12 protein-coding genes are annotated in these 14,524 nt (G+C 31.2%); 7 read left to right on the forward strand and 5 right to left on the reverse strand.

Going from position 1 to position 14,524, the window contains the following annotated elements; all coding sequences use genetic code 11:
- The 5 genes from FP421_RS06820 to yiaK form a co-directional block, all read left to right on the forward strand.
- Positions 1-696 (forward strand): IS3 family transposase (locus FP421_RS06820; RefSeq protein ID WP_159948956.1); only part of this gene is annotated, 696 nt, incomplete at its 5' end.
- A gap of 133 nt (positions 697-829) precedes the next feature.
- On the forward strand, positions 830-1,882 hold the full coding sequence (locus FP421_RS06825) for a T9SS type A sorting domain-containing protein (RefSeq protein ID WP_159948958.1): 1,053 nt from the start codon (positions 830-832) through the stop codon (positions 1,880-1,882).
- Between the two features lie 270 nt (positions 1,883-2,152).
- On the forward strand, positions 2,153-3,106 hold the full coding sequence (locus tag FP421_RS06830) for a Fic family protein (protein ID WP_159948960.1): 954 nt from the start codon (positions 2,153-2,155) through the stop codon (positions 3,104-3,106).
- A gap of 16 nt (positions 3,107-3,122) precedes the next feature.
- Complete coding sequence (locus FP421_RS06835; protein WP_201288808.1) at positions 3,123-3,392, forward strand: hypothetical protein; 270 nt, start codon at positions 3,123-3,125, stop codon at positions 3,390-3,392.
- 345 nt (positions 3,393-3,737) lie between these two features.
- Positions 3,738-4,745: a 3-dehydro-L-gulonate 2-dehydrogenase gene (gene yiaK / locus FP421_RS06840; RefSeq protein WP_159948962.1), complete on the forward strand. Its 1,008-nt coding sequence runs from the start codon at positions 3,738-3,740 to the stop codon at positions 4,743-4,745.
- A 148-nt stretch (positions 4,746-4,893) separates the two neighbouring features.
- On the opposite strand, the gene rsmG is transcribed toward yiaK, so the two are convergent.
- On the reverse strand, positions 4,894-5,523 hold the full coding sequence (gene rsmG / locus FP421_RS06845; RefSeq protein ID WP_159948964.1) for a 16S rRNA (guanine(527)-N(7))-methyltransferase RsmG: 630 nt from the start codon (positions 5,521-5,523) through the stop codon (positions 4,894-4,896).
- A 117-nt stretch (positions 5,524-5,640) separates the two neighbouring features.
- On the opposite strand from rsmG, the gene FP421_RS06850 reads away from it, so the two are divergent.
- Together FP421_RS06850 and FP421_RS06855 are read left to right on the forward strand one after the other, a co-directional pair.
- The gene (locus tag FP421_RS06850) at positions 5,641-6,732 is read left to right on the forward strand and encodes a fatty acid desaturase family protein (protein WP_159948966.1); all 1,092 of its coding nucleotides are present in this window, start codon (positions 5,641-5,643) and stop codon (positions 6,730-6,732) included.
- Positions 6,733-6,769: 37 nt separating this feature from the next.
- On the forward strand, positions 6,770-7,957 hold the full coding sequence (locus tag FP421_RS06855; RefSeq protein ID WP_201288809.1) for a pyridoxal phosphate-dependent aminotransferase: 1,188 nt from the start codon (positions 6,770-6,772) through the stop codon (positions 7,955-7,957).
- Positions 7,958-8,011: 54 nt separating this feature from the next.
- On the opposite strand, the gene FP421_RS06860 is transcribed toward FP421_RS06855, so the two are convergent.
- The 4 genes from FP421_RS06860 to ftsA all read right to left on the reverse strand — a co-directional run bounded on the left by FP421_RS06860 (position 8,012) and on the right by ftsA (position 14,518).
- Positions 8,012-8,224, reverse strand: coding sequence for a hypothetical protein (locus tag FP421_RS06860; protein ID WP_159948968.1), 213 nt, complete (start codon positions 8,222-8,224; stop codon positions 8,012-8,014).
- A 204-nt stretch (positions 8,225-8,428) separates the two neighbouring features.
- Positions 8,429-11,074 (reverse strand): DUF6923 family protein, encoded by a 2,646-nt coding sequence (locus tag FP421_RS06865; protein WP_159948978.1) that lies wholly within the window; start codon positions 11,072-11,074, stop codon positions 8,429-8,431.
- A 164-nt stretch (positions 11,075-11,238) separates the two neighbouring features.
- Positions 11,239-13,134: a cell division protein FtsZ gene (gene ftsZ, locus FP421_RS06870; protein ID WP_159948980.1), complete on the reverse strand. Its 1,896-nt coding sequence runs from the start codon at positions 13,132-13,134 to the stop codon at positions 11,239-11,241.
- A 52-nt stretch (positions 13,135-13,186) separates the two neighbouring features.
- Positions 13,187-14,518 (reverse strand): cell division protein FtsA, encoded by a 1,332-nt coding sequence (gene ftsA / locus FP421_RS06875; protein WP_159948982.1) that lies wholly within the window; start codon positions 14,516-14,518, stop codon positions 13,187-13,189.
- Positions 14,519-14,524: the final 6 nt, after the last annotated feature.

A 14,524-nucleotide genomic window follows, 5' to 3' on the forward strand; every position in this document is an offset into this window, starting at 1 on the left:
ATTGAACAAAACATCAACATAGGAAGAGACAAGTTCTATCGCTTTTTAAGACTCAATAATTTATTAATCCCGAAAAGAAAAAACTACGTAACAACTACCAATTCTAATCATATATTTAGAAAATATAAGAACATTGTAAAAGATAAAATCCCAACTCGTCCAGAACAGCTTTGGGTAAGCGATATTACCTATATTAAAACTGAAAACGGACACAACTATTTAGCAATTGTTACAGACGCGTATTCTAAGCAAATTATGGGATATAACCTCGATAATCATATGAAAACATCGCTGTGTAAAGACGCATTGGCTATGGCTATTAAAAATAGAAAATACCCTAATAAAAAACTCATTCATCATTCTGACAGGGGATTCCAATACTGCAATCCTAAGTACACAGAATTCGCTGAAAACAATGGAATTATGATGAGTATGACTGAACAATATGACCCTTATGAAAATGCTATTGCTGAAAGAATTAATAGAACGCTAAAATATGAATATGGTCTTAAGAACTGTATTAAAAACACAGAGGTAGCTCAAAAAACAGCTAAACAAGCTGTATATATTTATAATAATTTAAGAACCCATTTTAGCCTAGATTTAAGAAAACCTACTCAAGTACATCTTAATCCGAACATAAAATACAAATCGTATAGAAAAAATAATGTAAATTTGACTGAACTCAAAATTTAAACAATAAGCAGTTCAAGCTATTTTTTGCCTTCTAAACGGCTTAAAAAAATCGTTTGAACGTATTAATTAAACCTAAAAAAAGGTCAACCTATATCAGTATAATACACAGATTATTAACTCTAAAATTTATTAAATGAAACAAATTTATTTTTTACTCTCAATGATAGTTTTCCTTATATATGGAAATAAAATTGATGCACAAACTAATGTTGTAACTGGGTTGAATCGCCCTGTTGGATTAGCCTTAAACGGAAATAACCTTTATATCTCTGAAATTGAAGGAAATAAAATTTCTAAAATAGATATTACTGCAACAACTCCTACAGCAACCGATGTTGTAACGGGATTGAATCGCCCTGTTGGATTAGCCCTAAACGGTAATGACCTTTATATCGCTGAATTTGTGGGAAATAAAATTTCTAAAATAGACATTACTGCAACAACTCCTACAGCAACCGATGTTGTAACGGGATTGAGTAACCCTCAATCGTTAGTCCTAAATGGAAATGACCTTTATTTCTCTCAATTAGGCTCAAATAGAATTTCTAAAATAGATATTACTGCAACCACACCCACAGTAACCGATGTTGTAACGGGATTGAATAGCCCTTATGGATTAGTACTAAACGGAAATGACCTTTATATCGCTGAAGAGTTTGCTAATAAAATTTCTAAAATAGACATTACTGCAACTACATCTACAACAACCGATGTTGTAACGGGGTTGTTTCGCCCTCTTGGATTGGCCCTTAAGGGAAATGATCTCTATATCGCTGAATTTTCGGCAGATAGAATTTCTAATATAAACATTACTGAGGCCACACCTACAGAAGCTGATGTTGTAACTGGATTGTTTCGCCCTGGTGGACTAGCCCTGAATGAAAATGACCTATATATCGCCGAAGGTGGCGCTAATAAAATTTCCAAATTTAACATTGCAACATTATCTGCCATTAATATAAGCCTACAAGAAAAGGCAAGTTTGTATCCTAATCCTTCACAGGATTTTATCGAATTTACAGGATTACGGTCGCATAAAAACTACAGTATTTTTAACGCTTTAGGTGTAGAGATTTCTAAAGGTAGTATTTCCGAACAATTAAAAATCGATATCAGTAATTTTATAAATGGATATTATTTCATAAAGTTTGATAACGGTAGTACGATTAAATTTATAAAAGAATAGAAGAAATAACGTTTGCTAACATTGTATAAATTTTATTGCTGTTAATGGCTTATTTTGGAAAATTCTCGCACACTTTTAATCCCGTAAATATTTATTAACTTTATGCTAAATCAACGCAACAAAGTTTATACATCCACGTTGTATGCAATTTACACCCGTCCTGAATAAAGGCTACATAATTTTAAACATTATGTACAAAAATGACAAAGTAATAAGATAATTCAAAATAAATGATTGTATCTTTGATAGTATCAAATGATACTATCATAAATGAAACCACCTTACGAAATAACATCTTCTATTTTAAAATTAATAATTTCTATTTCAGAAAAAATAGGAGAAGTAAATGCTAATTTATTAAACAAACCTTCACCTAAATTGAGAAAACAGAATAGAATCAAAACTATTCATTCTTCTTTAAAAATAGAAGGAAACACACTTACAGAAGAACAAATAACAGCACTTCTTGAAAACAAAAGAGTTATTGGCCCTAAAAAAGATGTTCTTGAAGTTTTAAATGCAATGAAAATCTATGAAAACTTAGAAGATTATAATCCTCCAAATGAAAAATCCTTTTTAAAAGCACATCAAAACTTAATGAAAGGTTTAATTGAAAATTCTGGAAAATATAGAAATCAAAGTGTCGGAATTTTAAAAGGCTCAAAAGTTGAGCATTTAGCACCACCTTTTGAAAATGTGCCATACTTAATGAAAAATCTTTTTGAATATTTGAAAAAGTCTGATGAAATTGAATTAATTAAAAGTTGTGTTTTCCATTACGAAATGGAATTTATACATCCATTTTTGGATGGAAATGGTAGAATGGGAAGATTATGGCAAACTTTAATTTTAATGGAGAAGTATCCAATCTTTGAGTTTTTGCCTTTTGAAACTCTAATTAGTAAAAACCAGGAAAAATATTACAAGTCTTTAGCAGAAAGTGATAAATCTGGAAAGTCAACAAAGTTTATTGAATATATGCTAAACATTATTGATATTTCAATAAGTGAACTATTAGATTTCAATAATCGAACGTTAAATGAAAAAGATAGATTAGAATATTTTGTTTCATTAAATAAAACTGAATTTACAAGAAAAGATTACATGGATATTTTTAAAGATATTTCTTCAGCAACTGCAAGTAGAGATTTAAAAAAAGGAACTGAATTGGATTTATTTGAAAAAATAGGAGAAAAAAATAAGACAATCTATCGTTTAAAATAACTGGGCACAACAAAATATGAGTATTAGTAAAAATGATCAAATTATAAGACTTAGAGAGAAAATCGAAGAACTAGAGTTTCAAAAAGACTTTCAGCAAGATATTATTGCGGATATGGAAATCATTACTGGTGTCGATTTGGCAAAAAAGTCATTGCCCAAAACATTAGCAAAAGAGATAGCACTAAAAAAGAAAAACATTTTAAAACAAAATGGATCTATCAATGTTTTGGAATCTCTAAACAAGCCTACTACAAAAGACTTAAAACGCAACAAATCAAACAAATAAACAATACTAAAATTATTGAAATGGTTAAAAATTATCGCAAAAAAGTAGGCATGAGAACTGGTGGAATAAAACTTTATGCTGAACTTAAACAAGAATTTATTAACCAAGAAATTAAAATTGGAAGAGACAAGCTTTATCACTTCTTAAGACTTAGCAACCTCTTAATGTACAAACGTTAAAAATCACATTACAAATACAAATTCAAATCATATTAGAAAAATAATGTAAATTTACCTGAGCTTAAAATTCATAAATAATAGCACTTCAAACTACTTTTTACTTTCTGAATACCTAAATAAGATCAAAAAAGCACAAACTACATCAACATAATACAAAATTATTTTCATGAGAATTTCACCTGAAAAAATACAAAGTGAGCTCTACAAACTCTTTATAAAGTATAAATTCACCAACCAGAAGGCCAAGTTAATTGCTAATGTATTTACAGAAAGCACTATAGATGGTATAAGCTCTCACGGTATCAATAGAGTGCCACTTTTTATTGAACACATAAAAAAAGGTATTATTAGAGTAAATGCTGAAGCAGAAAAAGTAGCTTCTTTTGGTAACATAGAACGTTGGGATGGTAATCTAGGTCCTGGTATAGTAAATGCTACAAAATGTACAAATAGAGCTATAGAATTAGCAAAACTCCACGGAATGGGAATGGTTGCTTTACGGAATACCAATCACTGGATGAGAGGAGGAACATATGGAAAACAAGCAGCTGACGCCAATTGCATTTCGATTCTTTTTACAAATACTAAGCCCAATATGCCTCCTTGGGGCGGAAAAGAAAGCCGAATAGGAAATAATCCCTTTGTTGTATCCATACCAAGAAAAAAAGGGAATGTTGTGTTGGATATGGCTATTTCACAATTTTCATTCGGAAAGATTAACGACTACAAATTAAGAGGAGAGAAGTTACCTTACCAAGGTGGTTGGGATGACAACAACAAACTTTCAAATGATCCTGATAAAATTTTAACTAAAGAACGTGGTTTACCTATTGGGTACTGGAAAGGTTCTGCACTTTCTATAGTACTAGATATGTTGGCAACTTTATTGTCTGCTGGAAATTCTACATGCAAGATAAGTTCTAAAGAAATTGAAACAGCCATTTCTCAAGTGTATATATGTATTTACCCAGAGGTTTTTAACGATAAAGGCCTACAACAAAAACTTATTGAGGAAATAATTGATTTTACTCATGATGTAGAACCAATAAATACTGAAGATAAAATCTATTATCCAGGGGAGCGAAGTTCACAAACCAGAGCCAAAAATTTGAAAGAAGGAATTTTTGTAAACGAGAGTATCTGGAAAGAGATTATGATACTGTCTGAAAATTAATTGTAAAAAACAACAATGTTAGTGAATTCATATTTTTTTAAGATTTTAATTTAGAACAAACCTTGCTCGATTATTATATAGAACTTTTGAACTGCTCATGCTATTAAGGCTAAATAATATGAAGTTTAATGAAGAACTTAGTTATAAATTATCCCTTAAACTTCATGGGTAAATGCACTACTTTTTTAGTTTCAAAAAAAGGTTCATCAAAATAATTTGGTAAATCGTAAATTGTAGTTGTTGTATATTTTTGAAGTTCTTCGGATAAATCACCTCCTTTTAAATAGAGAATACCGTTTTTTAAATCGTTGTTTTGCTTTTTCGCAATCTTTCCTTTGGTCCATCTCACAAAAGTTTCCATTTGCGCAACTGCTCTACTTACAATAAAATCGTACGTTTCTTTTACCTCTTCCACTCTACCATGTGTGGTTTTTACATTTTCTAATCCTAAACCAGTAACAACTTCATCAACTACTTTTATCTTTTTTCCAATTGAATCTACCAAATGAAATTGAGTTTCTGGAAATAATATTGCTAACGGAATTCCAGGAAAACCTCCACCAGTTCCAACATCCATCACTTTTGTATTGGGCTTAAATTGCATCACTTTAGCAATACCCAAAGAATGCAAAACATGACGCAAATACAGTTCGTCGATATCTTTTCTAGAAACGACATTGATTTTCAAATTCCAATCTTGGTACAATCCTTGAAGTTTTTCAAATTGTTCGATTTGTTTTTCTGTTAAATTTTTAAAATATTTGTGTATTAGCTCCATCGATAAAAAATATAAATGCAAAAATAGGCTTTTGATGGAAACAATTCTTAACAAAAACTGACGTTTATCATATATAGCAAATCAAAATAGTATATTTTTGCAACATTAAATAATTAAATGAAAACAATAAACTTCTCAAGAGTAGACAAAGCTAAGTTTTTTAGAACTTTAAATAAAAGAGTCAACTCATATTTTAAAGAAAATAATATTAAAAGAACAGGCAACTGGAAATTGTATACCAAAGCAATTTTAATGTTTGCGCTGTTTTTAATTCCGTTTGTATTAATTCTAACCGTTTCAATGCCACAATGGGCAATGGTTGTATTAATGGTAGTTACTGGTATTGGAATGGCTGGTGTTGGAATGAATGTGATGCATGATGCCAATCACGATTCTTTTTCAAAAAGAAAATGGGTAAACAAATTAATGGGTAGTAGTATTTATATTTTGGCAGGAAATGTATACAACTGGAAAGTACAACACAATGTTTTGCACCATACTTTTACAAATGTAGAAGGACATGATGAAGACATTGACGCAGGGAGAATTATTCGTTTCTCTCAACATTCTAAATGGTTGCCAATCCATAAAATTCAAAAATTTTATTCCATTTTTTTATATGGTTTGTTAACCATCAATTGGGCAATTACTACAGACATCAAACAAATGCGTAGGTATTTAAAAAAGAAATTATCTTATGGAGATTTTCCTAATCCTACCACTGAATGGACCAAATTAGTCATTTCTAAAATTGCTTACTACTCACTTTGGATTGTGTTACCAATTTTAGTGTTAGACATCGCTTGGTGGAAAGTTTTAATAGGATTTTTTGTGATGCACTATACAGCAGGTATGATTTTAAGCTTAGTTTTTCAGCTAGCACATATTGTTCCAAAAACTGAAATGCCTATACCTGATGAAAATGGAAATTTGGAGCATACTTGGGCAGTCCATCAACTGTATACTACATCTAACTTTGCACCTAGTAACTGGCTGGTAAACTTCTATACAGGAGGATTAAATCATCAAGTTGAACATCATATTTTTCCACATATTTCTCATGTGCATTATGGTAAATTAGCTAAAATTGTAAAAGATACTGCTAAGGAGTTTAATTTACCGTACAATGAATACGAGACAACTCGTAAAGCAATTGTAGAGCATTTTAGACATTTAGGAGTTTTAGGGAAAAACCCAGAAATAGCTTAAAATATCAAACAACAACAAACAACAACTATATTTAAAAATGACACATCCATTATCGGACAGAATTAACAGCTTACCAGCGTCCGCAACTTTAGCAATGGCTGCTAAAGCAAGAGAATTAAGAGCAGAAGGCAAAGACATTATAGGCCTAAGTTTGGGAGAACCAGATTTTAACACTCCAGACTTTATTAAAGATGCTGCTATTGAGGCAATCAATCAAAATTACAATTCTTACACACCTGTTGATGGTTATTTAGAATTAAAAGAAGCAATTTGCACCAAGTTTAAAAGAGATAATGATTTAGAATATAAACCTAGTCAAATTGTAGTTTCTACAGGAGCAAAACAATCTATTGCTAATGTGATGCAAGTATTGTTAAACCCTGGAGATGAAGTTTTACTACCATGTCCTTATTGGGTAAGTTACTCTGCAATTGCAACACTTTGTGAAGCTAAATCTGTAGAAATTCCTTCTTCTATAGAAACAAACTTTAAAATTACACCAGCGCAACTAGAAGCTGCAATTACACCAAAAACAAAGTTGATTTTGTTTAACTCTCCAAATAATCCAAGTGGTGTTATTTATAGTAAAGAAGAGTATGAAGCATTGGCTGAAGTTTTAAAAAAACATCCTCAGGTTTACATTATGTCTGATGAAATCTATGAACACATTAATTATGATGCAAAACCATTTAGTTTAGCGGCAATTGATAGTTTATACGATAGAACAATTACCGTAAATGGTTTGGCGAAAGCATTTGCAATGACTGGATGGAGAATTGGTTACATTGGTGCTCCAGAATGGATTGCTAAAGCTTGTACAAAAATGCAAGGTCAAATTACTTCAGGAACCAATTGTATTGCGCAAAGAGCTGCTATTACTGCTGTTTTAGCACCAATAAGCAAAATACAATATATGGTTGATGAATTTAAAACCAGAAGAGGTATTATTATTGACTTGTTAAGAGAAATAGACGGATTTAAAGTAAACGTACCTGATGGAGCCTTTTATGTTTTTCCTGATGTTACAGCATTTTTTGGTAAAACCATTCAAGGAATCACAATTAAAAATGCAAGTGATTTTGCTTTATTCTTATTAGAAAAAGCAAATGTTGCTACTGTTACTGGTGATGCATTTGGTGCTCCTGACTGTATCAGAATTTCTTATGCAGCTTCTGAGTTACAAATTAGAGAAGCTATTAAAAGAATTGCAACAGCTTTAAGTTAAGCTCTACAACATATACTTTTTTAAAAAATCTCACAGTTATGCTGTGAGATTTTTTTATGAAATCATTAAAATGATTGCCATCATAAATACAGATACTCTTAAGATAGTTCCTGTTTGACTCTCTAAATTACTTTGGTTGAATAACATCGATTTAATCTGTGCTACAGATTTCGATTTTGCTATTTGAGACTGATGTTTGATTTCTTGCTTGTATGCAGACGTTAAAATTCCTCTTTCTACTATTGATTGTGTTTGGATATATTTCATGGTATTTGGTTTTGTTGATTATATAAAGTAGACGACATTCTAAAAAAAATGTTACAGGATAAAAAAATCAAATAACTCTAAAAAACAACTATTTACAGCATTAGTGGTTTACGACAATGTAAAAAAAAGTAAAAAAAAATCTCATAATAGAATTAATTATGAGATTTTTAAAGAAAATTAGGAGGACTTGGGTTGATGATTTTTTTAATTCACAACCAGTTTTATGATTTTATAATTTCTAAATTTATTTCTTATTTTTAAAAAATACATTCCAGGTTTCAAACCTTCTCTAGGTAAAGAAATCTTATTATTTCCAATAACCGTATATTTTTCAATTCTTCTAATTAAAGCACCAGTTAAATTATAAATTTCAATTTTTGTATTAGAATTTGTTTCTGCATAAAAACTCAACTCTGCATTATTGTGCATTGGATTAGGCATTAAAACAGCTTCATTCTCAGCAATAACCTCATCACCTACACTTAATACTTGATGTGTAAACTGGATATCTTTTAAACTCATTTCTTTTTCTAAAACCTCTATACCATCAGAAGACATTGTAAAAACAATATTTACGGCATCATTTAAATCTAAATCTCCGCCAGCAGCAGAAATAAAATGTGCAAAAGGAATTGCAAAATGTTGTTCTGTTTCGTTTAATTTAATCGTTGTTCTGTATTGATTTTTCCATGAATCTATGCTTTCTTTAACAATTGTAATCTCAAGATCTCCTGTTCCGTAAGCATCTAACTCTAACAAATCATATTCTGATAAATCTACAGGAGTAAATCTAGGAGTAAAAGATCTAAAGGCAGATACGTACTCGCTTGTAGTAGCCTTTAAAGAAATATTTCTTTCTACTCTATATCCACTTTCTGTATAAATATCATCGTTTTGTGAGATTAAAAATTCGTTCACTGTAGTTCCTTCTGGAGAATCATCTTTTCCCCAAACTCCATCCGACATAAATAAATCATCTGGCGTTAAATTATATTCGTTTTCTATTCTAAATCCAATATCAAAAATGTTTCCAGTTTCAATGACTAGAGATTCAATATAATTACCTGTTAACGCTAAAGTGTTTTTAAAATATTCTGTATTAGATGTTTCTGTTCTTTTATAACCTGCATCAATTACAATACTTTTAGATCGTCTAACATTAATTAATTCTAGTTCTAACGCTCCATTTACGTATTTCCCCTTTTTTACAAATATTGGTGGTGGATTAGATGTATCATAATTTGAAACTGGTCTTTGAATATCAAATAAAGCAATTGCTTCTTTACTCAAAGTTAATAAATCATCTACACTATTAGACCAGATTTGAAAATTGTAATACGTAGTATTTGACTCGTATTTATCAATATTCCAGTGGCTATCTATTTGAAAATTACTATCATTATTTATTAATCTAGCCGAAAAACTTAAAACAAACTCTTTACCACCATTGCTATTTTTTATGATAGATTTAATAAATTTTACACCTTCTATTCCTTCATCTTCTCCTTCTTCACCTTCTTCTCCAAATAATTCTATAGTAGAAACTGATAATAATTCTGCGCCTAATAATCGATCACAAATAAACTTTGTATGTTCGTATACACCGTTTTCAGTTTTTGTAGCTAATACTACAGCAACTGTTTCAGAATTTTTTACATAATCTACAGAATATAACTCAGTTGCATTTGTTATTTCAATTAAATCTAAAGGAGAAGACTCTACAGTTGTTGCTCCAGAAATTATATCTAAAGGAATCAGATCTTTCAAGCCAAATGCATTAGATTTAGGTGAGGTCTTTTTATAATTTTTACTTTTAGTTACTTTCTTTGCCCTTAATTTATCAAATTTGAAATTAGATTTTTTTCTCAAATAATTTCTTTTATTAATTTGTTGAGAAAGACGATCATTACTTTCTAAACCTCCTTCATTACCACTAGAAACCTGTGAAGGTATTACAGGGCAGGCTGCAACTCCAGAACAAGCAGGATCATCACAATCTACCAAGCCATCACCATCATCATCTATTCCATTAACACAATCTTCTTGTGGTACTGGAGCTGTAGGACATCTAGCCCCATCATTTAAACTACTTGATGGCCCAAATGCAAAAAGATTAGACTCCATGGTATCTCCAGCTTCTAAACCCTGTACATCTTTAATCATATACACTGTTCCTGTTTGATTTGCAGATACATAAAAACGACCAGAAGCATCAAAATAAACAGCACCATATGTGTAATTTAAACCTGACAAAATTGGTACTTCTCCTAAATCTATAACTGTACTTGAAGAAATATCAATTCTATACAAATGGTTCGTTTTCTTTTCTACACTATAAAGATGACCATCTACAGCATTAAATGCCCAATCATGAATATTAATACTTCGTGAAAGTGTTTCATTACTTAAGTGCTGAGTATAAGTGGCTGATTCTGGGTTTAAATCTATTTTATGATAGGTTACTCCACCACCTTTTACGTAGTAAACTCCATGAGAACTTACATCGCCAATATATCTACCAGAATTTGGTAATTCATTAATAACAAATGTACTTACTTGAAAATTTTTACCAATTCTAACAATTGTTTTTGCTGGTGTACTTAAAGCTCCCCAAATGTATCCGTCTGCTGGGTTATATCCTACTCCGTTAATATTTCCTGAAGTAACATCTTCTGCTACCAAATACGAACTTCCTGAAGCCAAATCTAATGCATAAACATCATTTCTTTGAAATAAATAGGCATTATAATCACAATTAAAAGGTTCTTCTTGAGCACTTGAAAATAAACTAAAACCTACAACGCAAAATAACAAAGTCATGGTTCTTAGAATGTGTAATATTTTCATCATTTTTTTGTTTTTATGTAAAATTAACAAAATAATACTTCTTAAAGAGTTAAGAATAGGTGATTTACCAAAAAGTGTAGACCAATAGTTATGGGTAATTGTTTAATAAAAAAACCACATCAAAATTGATGCGGTTTTTTTCTGAGGCTTTATTAAAAAGTTTTTTATCAATCTACATTATCATGCAAAAAAGAATTGTTAGACAACCCTAAATCATCTGCATCTTTTTGAATTGTAGTTTTTGTTTTACTAATAGCTGCATTGGTATCTAAATCTACACCCAAACGTTTGTAAGCAGGTTGACGTTCAATTTCATCAATGTTTTTATTTAACTGATCGTTAAATTTATAATTAAACCCCTTCATCTTCTTACGACGTTCTTCAGCTCTTTTTTGCAATTCGCTAATTGTTAAATCTAAAGGAGATACTTCCTCACTTTTAGTTTCAATCGTATTAATTTCATCTTGAGGAGTTGCTGTTTTTAACTCAAATTTCACCTCTTCTTCCTCCACTACTTGTTTTTCTTCTTTAATACTTGAGCTTTTACCTATAGTTGGTTGTACATCAAAATCTTCTAAAACATAACGCGTTTCAATTTTTTTATCTTCTAACACAACTTCTTGTGCTGAGTTTACCTCGATATCTTCTACCCTTTTTTCTTCTGATAACTCATGACGGATTTCTTCATCTGGTTTTACTTCAGTGAAAGAATTTAGTGGAAAATCAAAAACTAAATCTGCCTGTAAGCTTTGTGGTTCTTCAACTTCTTCAGTTTCAATTTCAAGAGTCATATCAGTAATTACAAAATCTTCTTCTTCAATGGTTTCAACACCAACTTCTTCGAAAACCACATCTACATCAGCAATTGCATTGGTTGTTTTTACCAAATCCATTTTAGGTCTGGTATCTTCAACATCATCCTCTAAAGTATGTATAATTTTTTCTTGAGTTTTATTGGTTAGAGGTTCATTTAAAGTAGGTGATTTAGTGACTTTCTTTTCACTAAAATCATAGGTCGCTTTTTGTTCATCCTCTAAAGTATGTACAATTTTTTTTACCTCTGTATTGGTAATTGTACTTTGTTGATCAGCAGCAAAACCAGTTGCAACAACAGTTACAGCAATTGCATCACCCAAGTCTTCATCTTCTCCAATACCCATAATAATATTGGCATCATAACCAGCTTCATCTTGAATAAAATCGTTGATTTCTCCAATTTCATCTAATGTAACTTCATTAGTTCCAGAAACAATTAATAACAATACATTTTTAGCTCCAGTAATTTTATTATCATTTAACAACGGAGAATCTAATGCTTTTACAATTGCATTTTTTGCTCTGTTTTGTCCTTCTTCTTTCGCAGAACCCATAATTGCTGTTCCACTATTAGATAGTACAGTTTTGGCATCATGCAAGTCAATATTTTGCTTATAGTGATGTGTTATTACTTCTGCAATTCCTTTAGAAGCAGTAGATAAAACTTCATCTGCTTTTGAGAAACCTGCTTTAAAACCAAGGTTTCCATAAACTTCTCGTAATTTATTATTGTTAATTACGATTAAAGAATCAACATTTTGGCGCAGTTGATCGATTCCTAATTGAGCTTGTTTTGAACGCATTCTGCCTTCGAAAGCAAATGGCATTGTTACGATACCTACCGTAAGAATATCCATATCTTTTGCAATTTTAGCAATAATTGGTGCAGCCCCTGTACCAGTTCCACCTCCCATTCCTGCTGTTATAAATACCATTTTTGTTTGGGTATTTAACATCTGCTGAATTTCTTGCATGCTTTCTTTAGCTGCTTGTGCTCCAATTTCTGGGTTTGCTCCTGCCCCTAATCCTGAAGTCAAATTTGCCCCCAATTGGATTTTATTAGGAATAGGACTATTCTCTAAAGCTTGTGCATCTGTATTACAGATTACAAAGTCTACTCCTTTAATATGCTGTTTAAACATGTGGTTAACAGCGTTGCTACCTCCACCACCAACACCAATTACTTTTATAGTATTGGATTGTGTTTTAGGCATATCAAATGAAATGTTATCAAATTCTGCGCTCATAATAACGTTCTATTTTTATTGATTGTTTATTATATATTCTTTTACTTCTTCTTTATTCTGCGTTGTCCAAAAAGTCTTTTAGACCTTCTGTAAACTTTTCAAAAAACGTCTTCTTTTTTGGTTTTGGTTTTTCTTCTACCACTGGAGTTTCATCATCCTCATTTCCTTCACTTACTTCTGTCTCTAGGACTTCTTCAATTTCTTCTACAGTTTCTTCTTTGATATACCTTTCTAAACCTTCCATTAATAATCCTACAGCTGTCGCATAAGAAGGACTAGACAACATTTCATCAGAATCACCTGCCAGATGTTCATTAGGAAAACCAATTCTAGCATCCATACCAGTGATGTATTCTACCAACTGACGTAAGTGTTTTAATTGAGAACCACCACCTGTTAACACAATACCTGCAATTAATTTTCCTTTCGCAGTTTCATGTCCGTAATTTTTAATTTCTAAATATACATGTTCAATAATTTCTTGAACTCTTGCATGAATTATTTTTGATAGGTTTTTTAGCGTTATTTCTTTAGGTTCTCTTCCTCTTAAACCAGGAATTGAAACAATTTCTGTTTCTTTATTTTCTCCTGGCCATGCAGAACCAAACTTAATTTTTAATAATTCTGCTTGCTTTTCGATGATTGAACATCCTTCTTTAATATCATCCGTAATGACATTTCCCCCAAAGGGAATTACTGCAGTATGCCTTATAATTCCGTCTTTGAAAATCGCTAAATCTGTAGTTCCACCACCGATATCTATCAGAGCAACTCCCGCTTCTTTTTCTTCTTGGCTTAACACTGCAGATGCAGATGCTAAAGGTTCTAGCGTAATTTCATTCAACCCTAATCCAGCACTTTTTACACAACGTCCAATATTTCTAATCGAAGAAACTTGCCCCACAACAACGTGAAAATTGGCTTCTAAACGACCACCATACATTCCTATTGGTTCTTTGATATCTGCTTGAGAATCTACTTTAAATTCTTGTGGTAAAACATGAATAATTTCTTCTCCTGGCAACATGACCAACTTATGCACTTGGTTGACTAAATTATCGATATCATCATCTTCAATAACTTCATCTGCATTATTTCTAGTGATGTAATCACTGTGATGTAAACTTCTAATATGCTGACCAGCAATACCAACAACAACCTCTTCTATCTTAATACCAGAAACACTTTCTGCTTCATCTACAGCTTGCTGAATAGATTGTATGGTTTGGGTAATGTTACTTACTACACCACGTTTAACACCTAGACTTTTTGCTTTACCAATACCAACAACCTCAATCTTATTGTATTCGTTCTTACGCCCAATCATTGCAACAATTTTGGTAGTACCAATGTCTAAACCAACAGCTATTTTGTTATTTTCCATTTTGAT

It is taken from the genome of Polaribacter septentrionalilitoris (genome assembly GCF_009832745.1).
Taxonomy (GTDB): Bacteria; Bacteroidota; Bacteroidia; order Flavobacteriales; family Flavobacteriaceae; genus Polaribacter; species Polaribacter septentrionalilitoris.

Bases quoted from the DNA above. Each gene is read 5' to 3' on its own strand.
- FP421_RS06825 (WP_159948958.1), top strand. From the start codon at position 830: ATGAAACAAATTTATTTTTTACTCTCAATGATAGTTTTCCTTATATAT.
- FP421_RS06855 (WP_201288809.1), top strand. From the start codon at position 6,770: ATGACACATCCATTATCGGACAGAATTAACAGCTTACCAGCGTCCGCA.
- FP421_RS06860 (WP_159948968.1), bottom strand. From the start codon at position 8,224: ATGAAATATATCCAAACACAATCAATAGTAGAAAGAGGAATTTTAACG.
- ftsZ (WP_159948980.1), bottom strand. From the start codon at position 13,134: ATGAGCGCAGAATTTGATAACATTTCATTTGATATGCCTAAAACACAA.
- FP421_RS06865 (WP_159948978.1), bottom strand. From the start codon at position 11,074: ATGATGAAAATATTACACATTCTAAGAACCATGACTTTGTTATTTTGC.
- FP421_RS06850 (WP_159948966.1), top strand. From the start codon at position 5,641: ATGAAAACAATAAACTTCTCAAGAGTAGACAAAGCTAAGTTTTTTAGA.
- rsmG (WP_159948964.1), bottom strand. From the start codon at position 5,523: ATGGAGCTAATACACAAATATTTTAAAAATTTAACAGAAAAACAAATC.
- ftsA (WP_159948982.1), bottom strand. From the start codon at position 14,518: ATGGAAAATAACAAAATAGCTGTTGGTTTAGACATTGGTACTACCAAA.
- yiaK (WP_159948962.1), top strand. From the start codon at position 3,738: ATGAGAATTTCACCTGAAAAAATACAAAGTGAGCTCTACAAACTCTTT.
- FP421_RS06830 (WP_159948960.1), top strand. From the start codon at position 2,153: ATGAAACCACCTTACGAAATAACATCTTCTATTTTAAAATTAATAATT.
- FP421_RS06835 (WP_201288808.1), top strand. From the start codon at position 3,123: ATGAGTATTAGTAAAAATGATCAAATTATAAGACTTAGAGAGAAAATC.